The sequence below is a fragment of the Ruegeria sp. CDSC052 genome (genome assembly GCF_059610685.1).
In genome coordinates this window covers 71,222-93,710 of the sequence record NZ_JBXWOB010000003.1, presented here as the reverse complement: position 1 = coordinate 93,710, position 22,489 = coordinate 71,222, and the positions used below count along the sequence as shown (strand labels likewise).

Below are 22,489 nucleotides of genomic sequence, written 5' to 3'. Positions count from 1 at the left end.
GCTCAGATCCCCTTCTGTTCTGGCTGAGAGGCAATCTTATCGGGATCAAGACTGCCGCTCTCCAAAATGTTCCGATACTGCGCGGCAATGCGGTCAAGCTGGTAGGTACTGGCCACAATCGCCCGGGCTTTTTCTCTTTTTTCCAGATACTCTGGGGCCGACCAATTTGCGGCATGGACCAAAGCGTCTGCCAGCAATTCCGCGTTGCGGGGCGGTACGATCAATCCGCAGTTGCGAATGATCACCACTGCATCACCCACATCCGTCGACACAACGGGGTGGCCATAGCTCATCGCTTCGACAATGACATTCGGAAACCCTTCGGTTCGGGATGAAAGCACCAGCGCATCAATCCGTTTGTAGAATGCAGCCATATCATGCAGGTCGCCGCACAGCTCTACATTGTCGGCAGTCAGGTTATAGCGCGCCAGCAATGATTGTACTTCGGAGTTTTCAGGCGACATATTCTCTCCGGCCGCGATGATGCGCAGATCGGGGACTGACCGCAGCGCCAGGGACAGAGCCTGGAAAAGGGTTTCGTGATCCTTCTGTGGATGAAACCGCGCCGCAATCCCGAAAACCCTGGGCGGGTCGCTCCGCACCACAGAGGCTTGAGGCATGATCAGACCGTTCGGAATGACGCAAGACCGCGCAGCAGCAAACCCGTTCTTCGTGTGCTGATCCAATGCGCGTTGCGAATTATAAATGATCCCCGCGCACCTGCCCGACAAACGCCGACACAGGTCCACCGCAATCCGTGTGCTGCGCGTGAATGAGCTGGTATCGTCCAAAGCCTGCCTCACCGTCCAGTAAATTGGCACCTTTCGACCTGATATCCAGCTGGCAATCAGCCCGATGACCATCGCATGGTACATCCAGCACAGAACCGCCTGCGGTTTATACTGACGGATAAGACGCGATATCTGCAATATCGCGCGGGGCATGGACGACAGTGATCTGGCATTCAATCCGATCAGAACGGCGTTTGGATTTGCACATTGGCTTTTGATCCTGTCCGAAACCTCCGTCAGTGACACCACCAATACCCGATCCCCGGATTTGGCAACCAGCCGAGCCAGCATCGCCTGGGCCCCGCCCTGACCGGAAAAATCGGTGATGACATGCATGATCATCCGTTCAACACCCGAAACTCACTAACCTGATCCGGCGGCACATGCCGGGTCGGAACCTTCAGACACGCGCCCTGGATGCGGCGGTGTGAACTGCCTATGCACGCGCCCGATCTCCGATTTCGCGTACAAATTCGGCCAGACCGACGATATCTTGATGCGACCAGGTCGGATCAACCAGAAAAGCAAGGCTGGTTTCACCAAGCTCTTTCGCCACCGGTAAGGGATCAACCGGGCCAACACCAAGGCGTGCGAACATCTCTTCTCTATATATTTCAGAACAACTGCCCGAGAACACGGGGAAACCCGCCGCAGAAATCTCAGCTATGATGCGATCCCTGCTCCAACCCGAGGCCAGATTCTCAGGTCTTATGAACGCATAAAACCGGTAATAGGCGTGTGTCAGCCCGGCAGGTGGAACAGATACCCGAAACGCAGCGCATCCGGATAGAGCTCCCGCCAAAATCTCGGCATTTCTGGTTCTATGGGCGCGCCACCCGTCCAATTTCGCCAGCTGAATGCGCCCGATGGCGGCGGAAAGCCCGGTCATCCGCAGATTGGTGCCCGGCTGGCCACTATGTAGCCAGCGAAACCCCGGAGGGTGGCTTTTGTTAAACACCTGTTCATAGTTTTTACCGTGATCCTTATAGCTCCAGACCTTGGACCACAGCTCATCATCATTGGTGATCAGCATTCCGCCTTCGCCGCCGGTTGTGATGTTTTTATCCTGACAGAAAGAATACGAGCCGCAGGTGCCAAAGGTTCCCACGTGCTGGTCACCGATCATGGCACCATGCGCCTGCGCACAGTCCTCGATCACCCAGAGGTCGCGGCTGCGCGCCAGATCCATGAGACCCGCCATATCCGATGGCCACCCGGCCAGATGGACCGCGATAATCCCCACGGTTCTGTCGGTCAGAACCGGTGCAATCGTTTCTGCGGTGATGTTCTGGCTGTCACGATCCACATCTGCAAATACCGGCTTGCCACCGGCCAGAAGGATCGAACTGGCAGACGCGATAAAGCTACGCGGTGTGACGATAACCTCGTCTCCGGGTCGGATGTTCAACGCCAGCAGCGCGGCGTCCAGAGTGACCGTGCCATTTGCCATGGCGATCGCATGCTGCGCGCCGGTATAGGCGCTGTATTCACGTTCGAACTCTTTGACATCGGGGCCGGTCCAGGCATTCACGCAACCGGATCTTAGCACTGCGCTGACAGCATCAATTTCATCTTCTTCGAAGAATGGCCATTTGGGCATCAGCTGTTTCCCTTCAGATAAGCGGCCAGAGGATAGCCGATGGAAGATGGGCCAAGCCTATAATTGCTCAAATTTAGACAGCAGGATTTCCGGATCATTTCTTTACCTCGCGCCAAACCATCCGAGGAGGTCAGGCAAGCTCAACAATTAACAAATTTTTGGCGCTCAGCGCCTGAATTGGAAACAAACTCCGCAGGTTCGGAAATATCTTTTTGTGCCGCGGCAGGCGAAACCTGACCTGAATCGATTGCTTATGCAAGGTTCCAGGTCACTTAACAGCGTGATTTTTCAACAATCAGGCCGCAGACAGTCAGAGGTGAAAAATAGGCAACAATCGGCTTTGGTGACAGCGCCGTTGACAGCTTCGGCGACATGGATCAGCATCGCCTCAACCTTGGTTTTTAAAGTTTGAAATGTTTCTTTGATGAGTGATTTTCCCGACACCGCTTCCGGTGCCCAAGCCGTACCTGCCGAACGAGGTTCGACAACTGGCGGACGTCCAAAAGTTCTGTTTGTCGGCAATCTTACGACCTCTTTGACCAATTTTCGTTATGACCTGCTGAAAGAGCTTGCTGAACGCGCAGACGTACTTGCTTGCGCACCAGAAAACGATGCGGCGACCGAAGCAGCCCTTGCCGAGATCGGCGTGACATTTCGGCAAATCCCTATGGCGCGCGCGGGGTTAAATCCATTTCAGGATCTGTCCACCCTGTTCACGCTGATCGGGATCTGCCGGGAAATACGGCCCGATATCGTCTTTGCCTATACGATGAAGCCGATCATCTTCAGCGGCCTTGCGGCGCGGGTGACCGGCGTTCGCCGGCGGTTCGCGATGTGTACCGGTTTAGGTTATGTATTTGCGGATGCCGAATTGACCCTGCGCCGAAAAGTGTTGAGAGCGGTGGCGACAGGCCTTTACCGCATCGGATTGAAAGGTGCCGACGAAGTTCTGGTTTACAACTCGGTCGACGCCGAGGAGTTTCGCAGCAGACGTTTGCTGGCACCTCAGGCCGCGCTGTCGATTGTGCCCGGTTCCGGTGTCAATCTCGCCAGATACGCAAAATCCCATCAGCCTACGGATCCACCCGTGTTCCTGATGATCGCACGTTTGCTGCGTGACAAGGGCGTGTTCGAATATGCCGAGGCCGCCCGGCAGCTTAGGGAACAATTCCCTGATGTGCGCTGTCAACTTTTGGGCCCGCTGGACGACAACCCGGACTCGGTAAACGCACAGCAGCTCGAAGAATGGGGCCAGCAGGGGCATATCGAGTATCTAGGCGAAACCAAGGATGTTCGGCCATTTCTCAAGGAATGTTCGGTCTTCGTATTGCCCACCGTCTATCGTGAGGGCATCCCCCGCGCCATTCTTGAGGCGATGTCGACAGGGCGCGCCGTCATTACGACCGATGCCCCGGGATGCGCCGATGCGGTCAGCGACGGGGAAAACGGGTTTATCGTCCCCAAACGCAATCCAGAGGGGCTGGCGGATGCGATGAGAAGATTCGTTGAAGACCGGAGCCTGATCGAATCCATGGGTCAGGCCGCGCGGGCGCGTGCCGAGCAAGAGTTTGACGTCGCGCGGATCAACACGATCCTGCTACGGAAAATGGGGCTGATCGACAGCGATACCACGCTGCCCTCGACTGCCACCGACTGATCCACACCCATTCTAAGCTGACGTCTAATCCGAGAAACTGCGCCACCCGCGGCTGAGACCCGGATCAATCGCATCAAGCTCGGCAACGTCTGGCCTGTAGAAATCGGCCATTTTCTGCGCCAAAGCATCGGGCAATTCAGGGTATTCCACCTGCCGCGCCACCGCTCTGCGAATGGCCTTTAACGGCCCCGTATGCCGGATCGGGTCAAGCAACGGTCGAAGCGGCGCCAGAACCCGCCTCAGAGGCAAGGGCACGATTGGCGTATTTTTGTTTTTGACCCGCTCTTCTAGTGGCGGCTCCACGACGCCGGAATAACCGATGTGATCGGCAACACGGCGCAAGGTTTCCACCGGTTGCGAGACGGTATTTTCATAGGCCAGTAACAAAATCTGATCGGTCGGAAACAGATCGTAAAAGCGGCGCAGGTGATAGCCATATCTGCCATTGTGCAAGAACCTTTCATCACCGGCTTTGTCGGGGTCCAGATACCGATGAATGTCGTCCCCGACAGTGCCCCGGCGATACAGCATACAGTAATCGGAATAAGCCCTGCGAACCGGATCGCGCATCTGCAGGATCAACCTGACATCAGGATGATCCTGGGCGATCCTTTTGGCGGCCTCTGGATGTGTCAGGTAGGTATTGCACTTTTCACCCACGATACTCTGGCCTGAATATCCTTCGTATTGATCGCGATACCAGGCCGCCCCCCGGTCATAATGATCCGAGAAATAGTGCAGCTCGGGGTCCGGCATGAAAATCTGCGGTGTCGCGGTCAAAGAATTCTGCAACCAGGTGGTCGCACATTTTGCAGCACCAAAAATCAGGAAATCTATTTTTCGCTCGTTCGCCAAACCCATTTTACCCTCTAAACCCTACAATTCGCATCGGGATCACGATACCAATTCCCGGTACACGTCGGACACTTCGGCCACGTGTTTATCCAACCCAAAATTATCCTGCACATATTGGTAAGCCGCCTGTGTTACCTGCTGTCTCAGGCTCGGGTCCTCAATCAGAGAGACGACCGGCTCAACAAAGGCCTCGGGGTCCTGCGGATCTACCAGAAAACCGGTTTTGCCATGATCGATTGCCTCAATATTGCCGCCGTGCCGTGTGGCCACAACAGGCAGTCCAAGATGCATTGCCTCGATCAAAGTGCGTCCAAATGGCTCGTTCAAGGCCGGCACAAGGGTGGCATCCATGGCGACCATGCACTTTTCAACATCCTGCCGAAAACCCATCAAATGAATCTGCGCGCTCAACCCATGTTCTCGGGCCACGTCCATGGAGCCTGAGTCCAACCCGTCATCGGGATTGAGTACTTTGCCAAACAGCAGGCCATGTACCGGCCTGTCCCCAAACTGTTTCTGAATGGCCACAAGGCTTTGGACAAAATGAACCGGCCGTTTTCGCGGTTCCAGATGGCCAAAATATCCCAGAAGAACTGCATTTTCCGGCGCACGGATTTCGTTCAGGATCATCCGACGCGCCGCGTCTGGATCCGGGCGCTGAATGCTCAGGTCGAAGGGGCTGCGAATGACTTGAAACTTTTTGTCAACCGAGCGTATCGGACGCGAGGGTTTCGAAAAATACGACACGCTTAGGATGCGGTTCGAAAACACCGGCGCGACATAGTTAACGCCTACCGCGCGCGGATCCTGCCTGTGGTGCCAGATATGCTTGATTCCCAACCGTCTGGCCGGAAACACCCAATTCACATGCAATCGGCCCTCATTTGTGTGGACGATATCTGGCTTTTTGTCCCGCAAAAACCGGACGAGCTGGCCGTAGGTCCGGGTCCAGTATTCCGGAAAGCCAACATCCGCATCCGTTTTATTGTTTGGAGGGCCCATAAGCCTGGGGCCCTGCAAAACATCGACATTCAGACCCAGCGATTGAGCATACTGCCCGACCGACCCGGCTTCGTTGTGGCAAAGGACCAATGGTTCAAACTGATCCCGATCCAGACAGGACGCAAGTTTGAGCGCGGATACATGACTGCCGCCCAGATCTGCCCAACCTGCAAAGGGAAATAAAACGCGTATCTTTTTCATTCTGGCCTGCCGCCTTTTTTGGCTCAGCGCCGGACATCAAAACCGCGCGCTGAACCATAAATCATTGAACTGAAATCTATTGTGTTTGCGTGACGAAGGTTCGAGAAACCGAAAGCGTATCCCCGGGAGACAAGACAGTCTCACCCGAAATCGCTGTTGCGGCTCCTCCGGCCGCGCGGGTGACCGAGTATTCGATCACGATCTCTTCGACCGCATCAACCTCTTCAACAACGCCAAGCGCTGCCAGCTCGGCCTGCAGGATTTTCGCGGTGCCCAGCCGGGTCTGCAAATCCTCGAGTTCGATCTGCACCAGATTCAGCCGCACCAGCGCATTCGAGCGCGCGGTATCAAGCAACTCCAGCTCATCGCGTTGCGCGCGGTTCAGCTGTTGCCGGGCCAAGCCCAGAGCGATCTCGATATCCACGCTTTTGCTTTCCAGGTCGTTCAGCGAGTTGGACAGAGATGACACGCGGGAACTGACCGTAAGGCCCTTTTTCTGTAGTGCCAGAGCATCATCCAGATCTTTGCGCGTGATCGCGATCTGATTTGCCCGCAATTCCAGCTGCCGTTCGAGGCTATCGATCTGATCTTTGAGGGTTTCCTGTAATTGGATGATGCGTTCACCCTGCCCTTCCCGGGCCTGTTGATCCGCTTGCAGAATCTCCCCCTGCAGACCTTGTGGGGGTTCAATTTTGGCATCACCGCCGTCCGGAGACAGTGTTGACAGATCAGCCAGCAGTCGGCGTTGTTCGGCTTGCAAAGCTTCAATCTGTTCATTGTACAACTGAACTTCACCCTGAACCCGCAATCCGGTAAAGTTCGTTCCTACGTCATTTTGCAAAGGCAACCGGTATTCCCCGCCCGCAAGCGCCATCGCCTGCTGCGCGGTCAGTTGTGGCCGATAAGGGTACGAGCCTGGAATCTGGACATCCCCCAATATGTATACAGGCAGATGGCCGATGACTTCGATCGCCAGATGAGGCGGTTCTGCCATCCCCACGCGAGTGCGCATCTGAGTTTCCAGCAGCAGTACCAGTTCTTCGGTCGTTCGCCCTTCAGCATGAACCTGACCGGCCAGAGGCACCATCAGCATTCCTCCCGAAGAAAGCGCATATTCACCGGAAACGCCTTGCCAGTTCACAAAAGACGCAACCACCGGATCCCAACGCATCGCACGCAAATTGATCTTGTCCTGCGGTGCCAGAACATATTCCTCGGCCTGAAGCGCACCGATAAAACAAGCCGAAGCCGCGATCACAGAAAGCATCAGTTTTTGCAATAATTTCACGACAATCTCCTAAGTGTATTCGTTGGTCCTAACACCGGCAGGCGCGACACGCTAAGCGCAATGGCAAGGACAAAGGGTACGTTCCAGAACCGGGCATAAAAGGTCGTCGCCCCGGCAAGCAGCACGACATACATCAGCATGGCAACGATGGTCAGTGCCCCGACCGATGGCGAGCGGCCGACAGAAATGGCCATCCAGGCCAAGTATATGCTGGCCAAAATAAAGCCGACCATACCGAGCAGAGAAATCAAGCCACCTTCGGACAGAGTCAGCAAATAGGCCGAATGAACCACGATTCCCTGTTCGCTGGCCAGGCTGTACTGGTTTGCACCCAGCCCGATCAACAAAGTGCCACGGGATACCTCGAAGGCCTCTTGCAGCAGGAATAGCCGGTCCGAGAACGTGCCCGCCTGGCTAATGTCACCTGCAAGAACGGCATTCAGAACTCGTTCGCGAAAGACCTCGGGCAAGAAAAGCTCACCAAAGTTCAGGACCACCAAAACCGCAATCAACGTGCTGGCGATCAGGATCACAACATGACGCGGGGACCCGCTGCTGAGGATAATGGCGACAGTCCCCACTATGGTCACGATCAGACCAGAATTCGAACCGGTCAGAATGACGCCGTAAAACAGGATTGGCAGCACGATCAGCCCCCAGATGCGGCTGCTTTGCTTCTGCAGGATCAGGCTAAGCAGGAAAACGATGGCCATCGCCAGCATGAGCGCGCATTCATTTGCCCGCTCGACCAGCGAAAGCATGCGACCATTGGCGGATACAAACCGGTGTGTCGGGTCTTCCATGAAATTGATTGCATAGATGCCAAACAGCACAACAATGCCCATACCAATAATAAATGCCTTCATCAGAAGGACGATCTGATCAAAGCTTCGATTGCCGATCAGGATTGGCAGCACAATCAAAGAAAAGAAGTACTGAACAAACACGGTCAGCAGCTCGGTCGGATCTCCGTTGATCAACGAACCTATGGTCAGGCCCCCTGTGAAAAACAGGAACGAACTGTACCAGAACCCGCTTGCGGGCCCGAATATCTTAACCGGCAGCTGGCCAGTTGCCAGCATGACAAACCCAGCCAGCACAAAGAAGAAATCCGAGAGGGTGAAATAGACGAAATCCACTCTGAGATAGTTCATCGGCGCCAGGGCTACAGCCGCCATCAGGAAATAGAGAGCTGCCATGTCTACGCTTGGCAAATAGCCGATTCCATTGGTCGGCTTGCCAAAGGAAACTGATTGGGCCGATGCAGGTCTCATGGGCGCACCTGCTCCTTTCCGTGTAATGCAGGGTTCAGCAATGTACGCCGCAAGTGTAACACACACAGCCCTAGCCAGACGGAATTACACAGCACATGCGCCACAGCGGCACCGACCACGCCCAAAACAGAAACCAACGGTGCAATGAGGATCAGAAACAAAATAGTGTTCAACAAACCGATCCGAACCAAAGCCCGGTCTTGCCCCAGGCTCAGCAGTGCAGGGTTCAGCAGTATCCCACCAAGATAAATACCAACCGCGATTGCCTGCACGCGTACGACCGGTACTGCGGGGGCATAATCCACGCCAAAAATCGCAGTAACGATCGGTTCCAGCATCAAGATTACTGGAATCAAGACAAGGGCAATTACCCCCCAGAACCCGGCGCTGAGACCCGTTAGCATTTTTTGCAAACGGTCAAATTCATTTCGGGCGGCAAACCGGGTGAACTCGGGATAGATCGCCTGGCTTAGCGGTCGTCCAAGACGCAGTGCAGCTTCGCCGCACCGTTTCGCGATATGGTAATATCCCACCATCGTCGGTGAAATCAGAACACCCAATATGATCACGTCCAGGCGCTGCGTGGTCTGACGCAAGATGACAGAGAGATTGCTGTTCCAAACAAAGCGCAGAAACCCGGAATTTTCACCCAGAGTTTGTTTTATTCCAAGCATCGGACGGCCATAGCCATTCCGCGACATTTCTCGCAGCCCCGCGGCAAAGGCCAGAACGCCGTCTAAAAGGCTGACAGCAACAAATATCGCGACAAAGCCAGGCAGCCCAAACCCCAGTTGCCAGGCAATCACCCCCAGCACCATCCGCACAGACGCTGCAAAAATATCCAGTTTGGCCAACAGATCGAACCGGTCGAAGGACCGCAACAAAGCCAACCCGGTTGGCCTCAGCGAAACCAGAATTCCCAGCGATGCGACCGGCAGCACCCATGCAAGATCCTGATCCAGCCCCAGCCATCCGGCGATGATCGGTGCGAATGCGATCGCAGCGCCGGCGGCCAATACGCCCCCAACCACGTCAATCAGGACCGACAGCCCGACAAGTCGGCGAAATCGTTCGCGGTCTTCTTCCTCCAGCGCAGTGCTTCCATATCTAATCACCGCCTGCCAGGGCTCAAGATGAAGGAATCGGGAAACGATCCGCGCATAGGCCTCGCCTATTGCCATTACCCCCAAGCCTGCGGCCCCAAGTGCGCGGGCGGCCACCGGCAGAAACACAAGGCCCAGCAAAGCGACTGCTATCTGAGAGGAAAAGATCCATTTCAAATTGCGCAGTAAACGCCGAAGCACAGCAGTCGGGATTGAGGTTGCGCCGGGCTGAGAGGTCATGTCTGATCCACCCGCCCGCCGCACAAACGACCGGCCAATTCCACCCCTTGGCGGCTGCCGGTCATTGGACCACGCCGCAAAAGCGTCGCGGGCGCTGTGCCCTCATATTCGCAAATAAAAACCAATACCCAATCACCAATCTAACAAATCCTACAAGGGTCTGCGAACCGTAATCAGCTGCTTTTCCCAGGCTCATCCGAGTAATGATATGTATAGGCACCATACCCATATTGCCTTTGCTTCCGCATGTTCACACCATTCATGATCGTACCGGAAATCTTGATATTGCTCATCCGCAGCTTTTCGATTGCATCCTTGAGAATTTTTTCGGTGGTCTGCCCCCAGCGCACCACCAGGAACGTACCATCGACAAGCGGCCCAAGTCGGATCGTGTCATCAATGACCAATGTCGGCGGCGTATCGACCAACACAAGATCGTACTGATTGCGCAACATGCGCCCGTATTCGCCAAGCTGCTGCATCAACTGTTTGCGGGATATTTTCGGACGCAGGTTCAGACTGATCGACGAAACCCCCGGTACCCGTTCGCCATCGACATAAATCTGGCTGGGTTGTACGGCACCGCTCAGCGCGTCCTCGATCTCGACCGGGGCCGCCCCGGTAAGACCCAGTGTTTTTGAGGCACGGCAACGGTGGTTATCCATATCCAACAATAGAACGCGCATTCCATCTGTACCCGCCACTAGGGCCAGCGAAACCGCAACCACGGTCTTGCCTTCTCCAGGAACACCAGAGGTAACCATGACGATGCTGCCGTCATCATTTGTGTTAAACCACATCGTCAAAACACTGCGCAGCGCCTCGACATAGGGCGAGCGGCCCTGATCACGGATAAAGCGCAACAACTCCTGCTGACCATCCGTGTCCGAATCCATCACCGTATCCGGCAGGAAACCCAGATTGGTCAGATCGGTTTGCTGTTCGATCTGGTTTTCGTTGACGATCCGCGTGTTGCTGCCCTCCATCAAAAGGGCGATCACAAAAGCCAGAGAGAACCCGACAATCGCGCTGACTGCGACGGCGACTTTGGTATTCGGCCAGAATGCCGAAGTCGGCGCATGAGCAACCGAAACCTGCTGAACCGCCTGGCCAAGAAACTGTTGCTGGGTTTCAAAATCATTCAGTTTTTCAATCGTCGTCTGATACCGGATCCGAAGAAGCTCTAGCGCGCGTTCCATCCGCAGCAATGCTATTTCCGAACCGGTCCGGCTGCGTAATGCCTGTTCAACAACGGCAATCTGGTCAGCAATTTTGTTGACCTCTTCGCTGCTGGCTCCGTTGATCTCATGCACATCTTTTTGCGAGTTCAGCCGCGCAAGTTCCGACCGAAGCCTACCCGGCACGGATTCATCCGCCAGATTTTCTTCAAGAATAAAGGCCGCCATCTGAAGTTCGTCACGGGTCAGTTCGTCACCCAGTTCATTTACGCGGTCCTTAAGAAAAGAAATGGAAGATGAAAGACCTTGCTGCCGCCGCTGCTGCAGGCGAAGGATAAAGGTTTCTGCAACTGTATTGGCAATATCGGCTGCCAGCTGCGGGTCTTCTGCTGTTGAGATGATCTCAATCGCAAGGCTCTCTCCTTGCCGAAGTACGTTATATGTCGACAGTGTATTGTCGATTACACGATTGCGGATAACGGATGTGGATTGCGGATTTGCGGGGTTTTGCGCCCCGGCAAAAGCCTCATTCTCGAACAGGTCCAGCGCCAGGGCGACCTCTGCCGCAAACTCTCGTGACCGCAGGATGTCGATTTCGGTTTCAATCAAAGTGCGGGTCAGCTCGTAGGATTCAAGTTCGACACTGTCGGCGCGGACGCGCATATCCAGAGATGTGAGAACGATTTCGGCGCGGGATTTGTATCTTGGGTCCAGTTGATTGACGACCATAAACGTGCCGACGATCACAGCTGCGGTCACTCCGAGGATCAACTTCAGATGACGGTAAATCATCCGCCATATGCCATCCAGACGCTGCTGGCCAAATTGGTTTGCGATATGGTTTTGATCCATTCTCTATCGTCCCTTGTAGCGACCAAGATCACCGTCGCCTGAAATACAAATCTTTGATGCTGCGCCCATGTTCGAACGAATTCTTATCCTAATGATTGGACAGCTTGGCCATTTTTCCGAGTTTTCTTGTCGTTATTTGCTCAATGTTTCCACACAAGAGACAATAGGCCGGAATCCTTGCTGTTGCAGAAGCTAAGAGGCGGCGTCTTTCAAAGTTTTGCAGACCTGATTCATACGACAAAGTACTTAACCTCCAAAAGTGCGGCGACACCGCAAGCGCGCCAATATTACTAGTTAAACCTGTAAAACGTGTTTCCTGCGACAAAGCCGTCCAGCTTTGCCGATCTTGCATAGTGATGCAGATCACTGGTTTTGTTTATGAACCCCGCTCCGCGAAAGTTCAGTGACGTATTGCACAATACACCCGTGCCCGAAGCCGACTTGAATGCGTTCAGCAGGTCGTAAAAGAAAGCATTCTGATCCCGGCGGACTGTTTGGACCCTTGCTGTCCCGTCTACATGCGTGATCGCGGCCAGGTTCTGATTGGTCACCTTCTGCAGATGCAACATATAAGGTGCGGAGTTTTCCCACTCAAAATGCTGGCTGACATCTTCCTCAAGGCAGGATGGGGCCACGGGGCTTGTATCCGGCCGGTTTTTAGCCCTGTTCAGGCGCACGCGGGTTTCGGCCCAGAACGGGGCCGCCAGAATCGAGCGGTTGCCCAATGCGCGCGGACCGATTTCACAGTTCCCTCTGGCCCAACCGATGAGCTCACCGGACATCAACGCATCCGCGACATCGTTCAGACGCAGCTCGCTGACCCGCATGCCGCTACTGTCGATTTTATCATCCACAAAGGACTGTCCGGAATAAACCGTCCAATCCAGCTTTGCCTGGCCCGTATAGTGGCGCATGGCATCAACCGCAGTTCCTATGGCGCAGCCGGAATCACTGCTGCAAGGTGGTACAAATACATCTCGGAACAAGCCGCAATTCTGCCACTTAGTGTTCCAATCGCAGTTCAATCCACATCCGCCGGCAATCACCAGCGGATAGCCCTCTGTCAGGTTCTGTTCGGCAAAGGCAAGGAACCGTGAAAAAATCGCATCCGAGAGTTTCTGTGCAAGATTGCTGAACTGCTGACTGTGCATTCCGACGTTGAAAAACGGGGAATCGGTCAGACGGTCCTTGCGTAGAATCTCGGCCAATGGCTGATCTGACAAAAGATAATCTATCAGCGCATGTTCATCCGCGTCATGTGAACCGGGCTCTGCATAGGCACATGCCGCCATCATCCTCCCGGGGTCTTCACGCCGTTGTTCACGCGAAAGCACGGGATAATCGGGATCAACCAGTGCGCTCAGGAACGAATATCGGGCACCGGGCCCGGTCATCACCCGACCGACATGAGACAGCTTTAGATCTTCATCAATCTTGTAGAAATCGCCAAGCGTGTCTTCCCAAACCAACACATAACAAGGTTCACCTTGACGAAACGGAGACATCCCATAAGCGCCCCAGATATGTGCCCTTTCATGGGTCGATGAGAAAAAGTCGATCTCTTTGCCAAAAAACGTCCGTTTCCCCACGGTCTGAGCATCTTCGCCAATGCCGAAATACCCTGCCCCCGAGGTCGTCACATGTTGTGTTCCGGTCGTTGACCAGCCGCTAAGGGCCAGGATATCAGGCAAGTCCCGGAACCACAGGCCAGAGTCGATAAATGTATCCGGTGTGACTGACGTGTTGCGGGGAAAACTGTCTTTCTCGGATTCATAGGAAAACAGCAGGTTACCGTTTTGGGCATCAATACCCGCAACCGTACCGTCGTGACCCGACTTGAATGACAAAATCTTCATTTCACACCTCTTTACCGCGCTTGTTGCGCGGTCCTGGCAAAACACACCAATTCGTTACTGTTCTATCAAATTGCGTTGGCGCAGCCCCTCTGTAATTGCCCGAGCGGCCAGTTCTGCGCCTGCTTCGTTGAAATGAGAATCCGGCGCATAATACGATGCCGGATCCTCTTGCATTTCGATAACATCCGTTAAGTCTATCACGTCCAGCCCAGCCTGCGCAGCCGCATCTTTCACCAATACTCGCAGCGGGTCGTGGATAAAGGGCTGGGCGACCAGACCCATATAGCGGCTGACCGTCGGAACATACACAATGGCAATCTCACCATCCCATTCTGATGTAATCTGTTTTGCCCGCATCAGAACATCGGTAAATACCGGATTTTCATCAGTTGCCTTGGGATAGTGAATCCCAAGGATCTCGGCCGTTTTCTGCAATGCCAGAAAGTTTCTGAACACCCGTTGCGCCCGCAGGTAATCGCCCCAGGATAAAGTAGTCTCTGCCCACCATCCGGATATCACCGGTGCGGTTAATTCCGACTGGTCCGGATGCTCGATCGGGCCAAAATCTACAGCCGGGTCTAGTGCTGCGCTCAACCATGGCTTCTCAAGCTCTCGTTCCAGATTGCGCCAGTCATTGCCCGCAAAGAAAGAGAAAAGCGTGAGGTCGGGCTGGAACTCTGGCCCGTACCGGCCCAAAACCGCCAGTTGATACAGCGGGCCAATGCCCCTGTGGCCGGTGTTAAGCAGGTTCGGCATGCCCTGACGCAGCTTATCCGCCAGATGCTCACCCTCTCTCAGGCAGAACCCCTCGGAAAACGAGTCACCCAGCAGCATCACACTCACATCGCTTTCATAGACCGATGGTGGATTGCGAAACCCCAGACGATCCGGCGTGTAGGTCACCGGCTCGCCCAACACCGAGCACAATAGCATCTTGTCACCCGGCATGGGGGCCAGATACGCAGTTTCGAGCAGTTGTGTATCCAGCGCATCGTTTACATGTTTCATTGTCCTGCCCGGAGGCAAGTTTTCCTTGTATTCTTCGACGCTTACCTCATCGTCGACAAATCCGACTAGCCCTAGGCGTCCGGGGATTATTTTGATGGTCAGATAGGCCTCAAATGCAAACAGAGCCGCCAAAAGCGATACCGCGCTCAAACCAACAGTCAGCCTGGCTTCGTTCGACAAGAAGGCCGCGCACAAGGCCAGGGCCAGCCCAATCGCGCCCGGAGCCAGTATGTATCGGATCAACCGCGCTGTTCCATTGGCAAATTCCGCTGAATTTACCAGTGCATATGCGACGACCCCAAAGAAATAGAGAGCGGCGACCAGACATAGGATTGACCCGAAACGCGAACTGCGGGTTTTTTCAGTCATTCCATCTGGTCCCTTTCGACCGATATCGACATTTGCCGTCATTAACGGCGAAACCGGGCGAATTCAGTTGAACCGATTTGCGTATCATCGGCAAGCTTTTCTGCGGCGGCCTGAAAAGCGCAGGAAGCAGACGCATCGCCTGACCCTCTGGAATATGAAAAACGCTCAAAAACAACAGGATAAATACACACAGCACACAACACTCGAATACAAAACAAAAACCAGATTTTTTTACCACCGTTATGCCGAAAAGCAAATCACCCGCTCTTTCAACGCCTAGTGGGCGCACGGCGCTATCACATTGCGCGCATAATCCGTCCTTGTACGGCCTATTGTTCCCGAATTCAGTACGGCGACATAGTCCTTTCCGTCGCCGGAGGACAATGATTTTGGCGGGTGTATCGTCAGCGGCACAGCAGACGGATGAATATACGGGAAACCCCTAATATCCAGCCAGCAGGGTTTTGTTACAGTTAACGCAACTACACCGGAGAGGCTTCGGCCTCCCCACTCGCTCAAAAAGGGACTGACTTTGGGGGTCGGTCCCTTTTTAGTTTTTACTTCAGGTTCAGAACCCTGCCCAAATCAGGACAGGGCACCTGGATTACCCGTCAATGATACCATTGAGTGTCGCGCTCGGGCGCATGACTGCTGCAGTCTTGGTCGGGTTGGTGTGATAGTAACCACCCAGATCTGCCGCTGCCCCTTGCGCGTTGGCCAGTTCGGATAGGATCTGCTGTTCTTTCGCGGCCAACTCTGCAGCAATCGGCGCGAACTCGGCGGCCAGATCAGCATCATCGGATTGCGCGGCCAGCGCCTCAGCCCAATAGCGCGCGAACCAGTAATGGCTGTCGCGGTTATCCGGCTGCCCGACTTTGCGGCTGGGCGACTTGTTGTTGTCCAGAATGCCCTGCGTTGCGGCCTCGGCAGCGGCGCCAAGAACTCCGGCTTTGGCGTTGCCTTTGCTGTCGGCTAGGAAATTCAAAGACTCGCCAAGCGCGCAGAACTCACCCATCGAGTCCCAGCGCAGGTGGTTTTCCTCAACCAACTGCTGCACGTGTTTCGGGGCAGAGCCACCCGCGCCGGTTTCGAACAATCCGCCGCCCTGCATCAGCTTGACGATCGACAGCATCTTGGCCGATGTGCCCAACTCAAGGATCGGGAACAGGTCGGTCAGATAGTCACGCAGCACGTTGCCGGTGATGGCGATGCTGTCGTTACCGGCGGTGATGGTCTCCAACGACTGGCGGGTCGCCTCACGCGGTGCCAGGATTTGGAACTTGTCCGCCACGCCAGCAGCTTCCAGTGCGGGTTGGACGGATTTGATCAGTTCGGCATCATGGGCACGGTTTGCGTCCAGCCAGAAGATCGCCTCGGATCCGGTCAGACGCTGACGGTCCATCGCCAGTTGAATCCAGTTCTCAATCGGAGCCTTCTTCACGGTGCAGGCACGCCAGATGTCGCCCTTTTCAACCGCATGCTCGTGCAACGTCTCACCATTGGCCAGCACGATGCGAATGGTCCCATTCGCAGGCGCCTGGAATGTTGTCGGGTGGCTGCCGTATTCTTCGGCTTTCTGTGCCATCAGACCCACATTGGCCACAGCCCCGACGGTGGCTGGGTTCAGCGCGCCATTGGCTTTGAAGAACTTGACGGATTCATCATAAATAGACGCATAACAACGGTCCGGGATCACGCAGTTGGTGTCACCTTTCGACCCTGTTTCGTCCCAACCCTTGCCACCAGCACGGATCACGGCAGGCATCGAGGCGTCGATGATCACATCAGACGGCACGTGCAGGTTGGTGATACCCTTGTCGCTGTCAACCATATACATGGACGGGCGGTCGCCCTTGATCGCGTCAATGGCGGCCATGATATCGGCGTTGCCTGCAACCCGCTCCAGCAGATCGCCCAGACCCGAGTTCGGGTTCACACCCAGCGCATCCAGTTCAGCGCCATAGGCCTCGAATACCGGGGCAAGCCACGCCTTGACCGCATAGCCGAAGATGATCGGGTCGCTGACCTTCATCATTGTGGCCTTCAGGTGAAGCGAGAACATGGTGCCGTCTTTTTTGGTGCCTTCGATGGCCTCGGCCAGGAAAGACGACAGCGCATTGACGGACATGAAGGTCGCATCGGCAACGGTGCCCTCGGCCAGCGGCCAGCCGTCTTTCAGAACCGTAGTACTGCCGTCTTGTCCGACAAATTCGATTTTGGCGTCACCGGCTTGCGCCGCAGTGATGGTGGCCGATTTCTCGTTCGCGTAGAAATCATTGCCGGACATGGACGAGACTTTAGTCTTGCTGTCAGCGGCCCATGTACCCATCGAATGCGGGTTCTTCTGGGCATAATTCTTGACGGCGCGCGCGGCGCGACGGTCGCTGTTACCTTCGCGCAGAACCGGGTTCACAGCCGAACCCTTGATGGCATCATACCGCGCGCGGATCGCTTTTTCTTCGTCAGTCGCAGGTTCTTCGGGATAGCTCGGGATGTCATAACCCTGTGCTTGCAGCTCTTCGACGGCGGCCACCAGCTGCGGCACCGAGGCCGAGATGTTGGGCAGCTTGATCACATTGGCATCGGGTGTCGTCACCAACTCACCCAATGCGGCCAGATCATCGGTGATGCGCTGCGCATCTGTCAGCTTTTCGGGGAAGGTCGAAATAATCCGCCCAGCAAGTGAAATATCCTTGGTTCCGACGCTGACACCGGCGGCGGATGCAAACTTTCGAATGATGGGCAGGAATGAGGCGCTGGCCAGCTCGGGCGCTTCGTCTACAATGGTATACAATATGTCGAAGTTCGATTTATCTGCCATATTCTTTTACCTTTTTTAAGCCTTTCGGGGCGTGCGATCCAAGAGTTGGGGCCACATCGGCGTGGCGCGTAAGGGACGTAACAAGACTGCCGTCCCGGGATGACTCTGTATTGACAGGGCCTCCCTTAAATGACGTTTGGCTTGGGATCAATCGCCAGAGACCGCGCATTTTGACACGGTTTGCGGAAAATCATCAAAACTGCTTGCCAATGGGCAAAATTCAGACGCCCCAGGTATCGCTGAGCTTATATCCGCCCGGCCAGGGATCGTCCGGGTCAAGCATGTGTTGATGTGTACCGGTAATCCATCCGCGGCCACTGATCTCGGGAATGATCGCGGCACGCCCCCCGATCGTTGTGGCCTCGACGATCTGTCCGGTGAAAGACGAACCGATGATCGAAACCGCCTGGAAAGTTTGCCCGACTGCCATTTCTCCCTTGGCGGCCATCAAGGCCATACGGGCAGAAACTGCGGTACCGGTAGGGGACCGATCAACTTTGCCCGGCTGGATCGCCACGGCGGATTTTCCGCGCAGGCCATTTGCGACCCGCTCGGTCGGGCCACAAAAAGCGCAGAAGGAAATGTGATTCCAGTCCGGGTTTTCGGGATGCGTAAACCCAATTTGTTCGTTGGCCGCATTGGTGATCGCTACACCCAGCCGCGCAATGTCACGCGCCTCGTCCTGCACGATATCAAACCCAAGCGCCGCCGCATCGACCACCACGAAACTGTCGCCCCCATAGGCCGTATCCACGGTCAGGGTGCCAAGGCCCGGCACCTCAAGCGGAACGGCGAGCCGGTCTGCAAAGCTGGGCAGGTTCTGCACAAATATGCGCTCAGCCTTTCCATTCCGGCATTCGGCGCGCACCGGGACCAGCCCACTCGGTGCCTCAAGCGTCAGATGTGTAACCGGTTCCTGCATCGGAATGATCCCGCTATCCAGCAGCACGGTGGCCACGCAGATCGAGTTTGAACCAGACATGGGCGGTGTGTCTTCGGGCTCCATGATAATGAAGCCTGCATCTGCCTTCGGATGTTTGGGCGGCACCAACAGGTTCACATGGCGAAACACGCCTCCGCGCGGTTCGTTCAGGACAAAGTTGCGCAGGGACTGGTCGCGGGCAATGAAGGATCGCTGCTCCCACAAGGTGTTGCCGGGAGGCGGAAGAACACCGCCAACGATGACGTCGCCAACCTCGCCCTCGGCATGGGCAGAGATCACATGGAGAGTTTTGTTACTGCGCACGACCCCCTCCCTCAGAACCGGCCAGCAGCAAAGGGGGCTGGCGAAATCGGGGGGGCCTGACGGTCAACCATGGCCCCAACAAGTTCGGCCGTGCCTGCGGATTGGGTCAGCCCAAGATGCCCATGGCCGAACGCATAGAACACGCCAGACGCATTTGGAGAAACACCGATGACCGGGATGCTGTCAGGCATCGACGGCCGGAACCCCATCCATTGCGTGCCTCCTTCGGTCTTGAGGCCGGGTAGAAACTCTTCGGCTTTGTGCAATAACGTGTCGGCTCGTTTGAAATTGGGGGCGAGGTTCAGACCGCCCAACTCGACCGCGCCGCCGATCCTGACGCCATTGTTGATCCGGCTGGCAACGAACCCATGCCGCCAGAAGGACAGGTGCATCCGCAGATCAAATGCACCTTCGGGCAGGGTCGTGTTGTATCCACGCTCGGTTTCAAGCGGGAATCGGTCACCAAGAGTTCGGGCGATATGATGCGACCATGCGCCGGCAGCCACGACCACTTTCGTCGCGTCCACGGGCCCTTCCGCCGTTTCAAGGCGCATGCCACTTTGCTGTGGCACCAACGCCTGAATATCGCGCCGCTCGATCCGGCCTTGCCGGTTTTGAAAGGTCTGGGCAAGGCGCTCGACCCATTTCTTGGGATCAACAGTATTCAACCAGTTGGGCGTAAATCCCGCATGAGTGAACCGAGGACTGAGACCCGGCTGTTTTTCGGCAATCGCCTCGGGGCTTTCCAGCAGTTCAAAGTCGATACCATGCTGGCGGCGCACCTCCCAGGCGGGCAGGCTTGCACGGTATTCGGCCTCGGATTCATAGAGCTGCATCTGACCGTCGCGCTGCATCATCGCCTCGCCGTCAACCGCTGGGATCAACCGTTCAAGCGCGGCACTGGACAGTTGCATGAGGCTGGCCTGAGCGGCCAACAGCTCGGCATAGCGACCGGGCTGGCTCGCGCGCCAGAAACGGTACATCCAGGGCGCAATCTGCAATGCATATGCAGGCGGGATCGACAACGGCCCCAACGGGTCCAGCAGCCACTTCGGTGCCTTTTTCATGATGCCGGGCGTTGCCAGAGGCTCAACCTCGGAAAAAGCAAAGGCCCCGGCATTTCCGGCCGAGGTCTGCGCGGCGACGCCTTCCTTGTCCAGGACCAACACGGCATGACCCCGGCGCTGTAGTTCCAGCGCAATGGTCATGCCAATCACACCAGCTCCGATGACGACGATCTGCTGGGTCATACCTCAATCCCCGAACGGAATGGATCAGCCGCTTCAAAAATCAACCGCGACTCCGCCATGACATAGGCCTGCCCGGTGATCGAGGGGATGACACCGCCATTGGACCCAGCCTGATAGGACAAGCGATAGGTGCTGCCGATCACACTTTGCTGGACGATTTCCTCCCCCGGGGCCAATAGACCCTCAGCGGCCAGACAGGCCAGCCGAGCAGAGCTGCCGGTGCCACAGGGCGACCGGTCGTAATTGTCATCCGGGCACAGAACAAAGTTGCGGCTGTGAATCGCGTGCTCGGGCGATGCGTCCTGAAAGATTACATGGTCAATCGGTTCACCCTTCTCGCCGCCAACCCCCTGCGCGATCGAGGCTTTGCGGATAGCAACGGCCCTATCGGTCAGTTCCAGAATATTGGCCGGAATGACGGAAAGCGGGCTTGGATCGACGATAAAGAACCAGTTTCCACCATAGGCCACATCCCCTGCAACCTCACCGAAACCGGGCACATGAAGTGAAATGTCGCTGTGAACGCGGCGGCTTTCGATATTCGTGACCGTGACAGTATTTGCATCGTGCAGCTCGACCGTGACAACTCCGGCTGGCGTTTCGATCCGATGTATTCCAACATCGATCCGACCAAGATGCGCCAGCGTCACGGTCAGGCCAATGGTTCCGTGGCCGCACATTCCCAAAACAGCATCGACATCAAAATAGATCACGCCGGTGACACAGGTTGGATCAACCGGTTCCACCAACAAGGCCGCGACCATGGCCGGTTGTCCGCGCGGTTCAAGCATGACCGAACGATAGAAATCCCTGTATTCGGTGTCCAGCCGCCGGGCGCGTTCAGCCAGAGGGCCAGAGCCCAGATCTGGTGCGCCATCGAGGATGACCCGGGTCGGTTCTCCTCCGGTGTGGCTGTCGATCACATGCATTCTGCGATCACCCCACCTTGTTTCAACCAATCGGCGAACCAAGCCCCAAACAACGCGTATTGCTGTTCGCAATAATTCCGCTGTGCATCTGTCAGGGCATCAGTTTCATTGAAATGCAGGCGGTATTCCTCTTCCCCGTTCAACACCAGAAGATGCTTGTAATACAGCACAAGATCCGGACCCTCATCAAAACTGGACAGCACCTGAATGGCCTCGGTCAGTTCTTGCGCCCGTAACCGGGCTTCGGCATCGCCCCGCGCGGCCTTTTGAGAAAGCGCAGCCAACAGCAACGCCTCACGTGGGAGGGCCGTTCCGATCCCGGTGATCGACCCGGTTGCACCACAGTTGACGAAACCGTGGTAAACCTCGGTGTCCACACCCACCATCAACGTCACATCATCATCCTGACTGGTGATGTTTTCCGCTGCATAGCGCAGATCGTCCTTGCCTCCGAATTCCTTGAACCCAATGAGGTTAGGGTGTTCGGCGCGCAGGGCAAAGAACAGATCAGCCTTTGTTGCGAAACCATAATATGGGCTGTTGTAGATAATTGCCGGCACGTCCGGCGCAGCAGACAGGATTGCCTTGAAATGGTTCTTTTGCGCAGTTGATGAGCTCCCTCGGGACAGAACCCGGGGAATGACCATCAACCCGACAGCGCCGACCTTTTGCGCATGTGCTGCGTGGGCCTCGGCGGATTTGGTGTTGATTGCCCCGGTTCCGACCACAACCGGCAACCCGGCATCCACCAGACGTTCCACCCCTTCCATGCGCTGTGCATCCGTCAAAAGCGGCCAGTCGCCCATGGATCCGCAATAGACAACCGCAGACATGCCTGCGTCGATCATTTGCTTGCCCTTCCGAACAAGTGCGTTGAAATCCGGCTGCCTATCCGCCGAGCAAGGGGTCATGAGCGCGGGCATCGTACCGCTAAATACATTGGTCGACATACGGTGCTATCCTCTAGTT

Annotated in this window: 16 protein-coding genes; 1 reads left to right on the top strand and 15 read right to left on the bottom strand. The window is 55.7% G+C overall.

All coding sequences use genetic code 11. The annotated features are described in order from the left end of the window. Positions 1 to 2: 2 nt before the first annotated feature. Together AC2FIM_RS07760 and AC2FIM_RS07755 are read right to left on the bottom strand one after the other, a co-directional pair. On the bottom strand, positions 3 to 1,133 hold the full coding sequence (locus AC2FIM_RS07760; protein ID WP_496711173.1) for a glycosyltransferase: 1,131 nt from the start codon (positions 1,131 to 1,133) through the stop codon (positions 3 to 5). Positions 1,134 to 1,227: 94 nt separating this feature from the next. Further along, positions 1,228 to 2,391, bottom strand: coding sequence for a DegT/DnrJ/EryC1/StrS family aminotransferase (locus AC2FIM_RS07755; RefSeq protein ID WP_496677155.1), 1,164 nt, complete (start codon positions 2,389 to 2,391; stop codon positions 1,228 to 1,230). Between the two features lie 424 nt (positions 2,392 to 2,815). On the opposite strand from AC2FIM_RS07755, the gene AC2FIM_RS07750 reads away from it, so the two are divergent. Next, positions 2,816 to 4,048 (top strand): glycosyltransferase family 4 protein, encoded by a 1,233-nt coding sequence (locus AC2FIM_RS07750; RefSeq protein WP_496677158.1) that lies wholly within the window; start codon positions 2,816 to 2,818, stop codon positions 4,046 to 4,048. Between the two features lie 24 nt (positions 4,049 to 4,072). Here AC2FIM_RS07750 and AC2FIM_RS07745 read toward each other — a convergent pair whose 3' ends face one another. The 13 genes from AC2FIM_RS07745 to AC2FIM_RS07685 form a co-directional block, all read right to left on the bottom strand. After that, a complete protein-coding gene (locus AC2FIM_RS07745) occupies positions 4,073 to 4,909 on the bottom strand; it encodes a sulfotransferase family protein (RefSeq protein WP_496677161.1) in 837 nt (278 codons plus the stop codon). Between the two features lie 33 nt (positions 4,910 to 4,942). After that, entirely contained in the window at positions 4,943 to 6,106 is a 1,164-nt protein-coding gene (locus AC2FIM_RS07740; RefSeq protein ID WP_496677164.1) for a glycosyltransferase family 4 protein, read from the bottom strand. A 76-nt stretch (positions 6,107 to 6,182) separates the two neighbouring features. Then, positions 6,183 to 7,394, bottom strand: coding sequence for a polysaccharide biosynthesis/export family protein (locus tag AC2FIM_RS07735; protein WP_496677167.1), 1,212 nt, complete (start codon positions 7,392 to 7,394; stop codon positions 6,183 to 6,185). Continuing rightward, positions 7,391 to 8,668, bottom strand: coding sequence for an O-antigen ligase family protein (locus AC2FIM_RS07730; RefSeq protein WP_142636194.1), 1,278 nt, complete (start codon positions 8,666 to 8,668; stop codon positions 7,391 to 7,393). The genes AC2FIM_RS07735 and AC2FIM_RS07730 overlap by 4 nt, the downstream gene beginning before the upstream one ends. Then, a complete protein-coding gene (locus tag AC2FIM_RS07725; protein WP_142636192.1) occupies positions 8,665 to 10,011 on the bottom strand; it encodes a lipopolysaccharide biosynthesis protein in 1,347 nt (448 codons plus the stop codon). The genes AC2FIM_RS07730 and AC2FIM_RS07725 overlap by 4 nt, the downstream gene beginning before the upstream one ends. Before the next feature lie 173 nt (positions 10,012 to 10,184). Continuing rightward, on the bottom strand, positions 10,185 to 12,041 hold the full coding sequence (locus AC2FIM_RS07720; RefSeq protein ID WP_271948779.1) for a GumC family protein: 1,857 nt from the start codon (positions 12,039 to 12,041) through the stop codon (positions 10,185 to 10,187). 290 nt (positions 12,042 to 12,331) lie between these two features. Beyond that, positions 12,332 to 13,897 carry a carbamoyltransferase C-terminal domain-containing protein gene (locus tag AC2FIM_RS07715; protein WP_496677171.1) on the bottom strand — a complete coding sequence of 522 codons (1,566 nt, stop codon included), beginning with the start codon at positions 13,895 to 13,897 and terminating at the stop codon, positions 12,332 to 12,334. 54 nt (positions 13,898 to 13,951) lie between these two features. Further along, positions 13,952 to 15,274 carry an alginate O-acetyltransferase AlgX-related protein gene (locus AC2FIM_RS07710; protein WP_496731862.1) on the bottom strand — a complete coding sequence of 441 codons (1,323 nt, stop codon included), beginning with the start codon at positions 15,272 to 15,274 and terminating at the stop codon, positions 13,952 to 13,954. 604 nt (positions 15,275 to 15,878) lie between these two features. Beyond that, positions 15,879 to 18,095: an NADP-dependent isocitrate dehydrogenase gene (locus AC2FIM_RS07705; protein WP_271948771.1), complete on the bottom strand. Its 2,217-nt coding sequence runs from the start codon at positions 18,093 to 18,095 to the stop codon at positions 15,879 to 15,881. A 220-nt stretch (positions 18,096 to 18,315) separates the two neighbouring features. Beyond that, positions 18,316 to 19,341, bottom strand: coding sequence for a trans-3-hydroxy-L-proline dehydratase (locus tag AC2FIM_RS07700; protein ID WP_496677177.1), 1,026 nt, complete (start codon positions 19,339 to 19,341; stop codon positions 18,316 to 18,318). An 11-nt stretch (positions 19,342 to 19,352) separates the two neighbouring features. Continuing rightward, complete coding sequence (locus AC2FIM_RS07695; RefSeq protein ID WP_496677180.1) at positions 19,353 to 20,591, bottom strand: NAD(P)/FAD-dependent oxidoreductase; 1,239 nt, start codon at positions 20,589 to 20,591, stop codon at positions 19,353 to 19,355. After that, on the bottom strand, positions 20,588 to 21,520 hold the full coding sequence (locus tag AC2FIM_RS07690; RefSeq protein ID WP_496677183.1) for a 4-hydroxyproline epimerase: 933 nt from the start codon (positions 21,518 to 21,520) through the stop codon (positions 20,588 to 20,590). Before AC2FIM_RS07690 ends, AC2FIM_RS07695 begins: the two co-directional genes overlap by 4 nt. Continuing rightward, positions 21,511 to 22,470 (bottom strand): dihydrodipicolinate synthase family protein, encoded by a 960-nt coding sequence (locus AC2FIM_RS07685; RefSeq protein WP_281995060.1) that lies wholly within the window; start codon positions 22,468 to 22,470, stop codon positions 21,511 to 21,513. The genes AC2FIM_RS07690 and AC2FIM_RS07685 overlap by 10 nt, the downstream gene beginning before the upstream one ends. Positions 22,471 to 22,489: the final 19 nt, after the last annotated feature.

What these genes read in the sequence shown, in the direction of transcription:
- AC2FIM_RS07760 (WP_496711173.1), bottom strand. Translation starts at nt 1,133, where the DNA reads ATGATCATGCATGTCATCACCGATTTTTCCGGTCAGGGCGGGGCCCAG.
- AC2FIM_RS07755 (WP_496677155.1), bottom strand. Translation starts at nt 2,391, where the DNA reads ATGCCCAAATGGCCATTCTTCGAAGAAGATGAAATTGATGCTGTCAGC.
- AC2FIM_RS07750 (WP_496677158.1), top strand. Translation starts at nt 2,816, where the DNA reads ATGAGTGATTTTCCCGACACCGCTTCCGGTGCCCAAGCCGTACCTGCC.
- AC2FIM_RS07745 (WP_496677161.1), bottom strand. Translation starts at nt 4,909, where the DNA reads ATGGGTTTGGCGAACGAGCGAAAAATAGATTTCCTGATTTTTGGTGCT.
- AC2FIM_RS07740 (WP_496677164.1), bottom strand. Translation starts at nt 6,106, where the DNA reads ATGAAAAAGATACGCGTTTTATTTCCCTTTGCAGGTTGGGCAGATCTG.
- AC2FIM_RS07730 (WP_142636194.1), bottom strand. Translation starts at nt 8,668, where the DNA reads ATGAGACCTGCATCGGCCCAATCAGTTTCCTTTGGCAAGCCGACCAAT.
- AC2FIM_RS07725 (WP_142636192.1), bottom strand. Translation starts at nt 10,011, where the DNA reads ATGACCTCTCAGCCCGGCGCAACCTCAATCCCGACTGCTGTGCTTCGG.
- AC2FIM_RS07720 (WP_271948779.1), bottom strand. Translation starts at nt 12,041, where the DNA reads ATGGATCAAAACCATATCGCAAACCAATTTGGCCAGCAGCGTCTGGAT.
- AC2FIM_RS07715 (WP_496677171.1), bottom strand. Translation starts at nt 13,897, where the DNA reads ATGAAGATTTTGTCATTCAAGTCGGGTCACGACGGTACGGTTGCGGGT.
- AC2FIM_RS07710 (WP_496731862.1), bottom strand. Translation starts at nt 15,274, where the DNA reads ATGACTGAAAAAACCCGCAGTTCGCGTTTCGGGTCAATCCTATGTCTG.
- AC2FIM_RS07705 (WP_271948771.1), bottom strand. Translation starts at nt 18,095, where the DNA reads ATGGCAGATAAATCGAACTTCGACATATTGTATACCATTGTAGACGAA.
- AC2FIM_RS07695 (WP_496677180.1), bottom strand. Translation starts at nt 20,591, where the DNA reads ATGACCCAGCAGATCGTCGTCATCGGAGCTGGTGTGATTGGCATGACC.
- AC2FIM_RS07690 (WP_496677183.1), bottom strand. Translation starts at nt 21,520, where the DNA reads ATGCATGTGATCGACAGCCACACCGGAGGAGAACCGACCCGGGTCATC.
- AC2FIM_RS07685 (WP_281995060.1), bottom strand. Translation starts at nt 22,470, where the DNA reads ATGTCGACCAATGTATTTAGCGGTACGATGCCCGCGCTCATGACCCCT.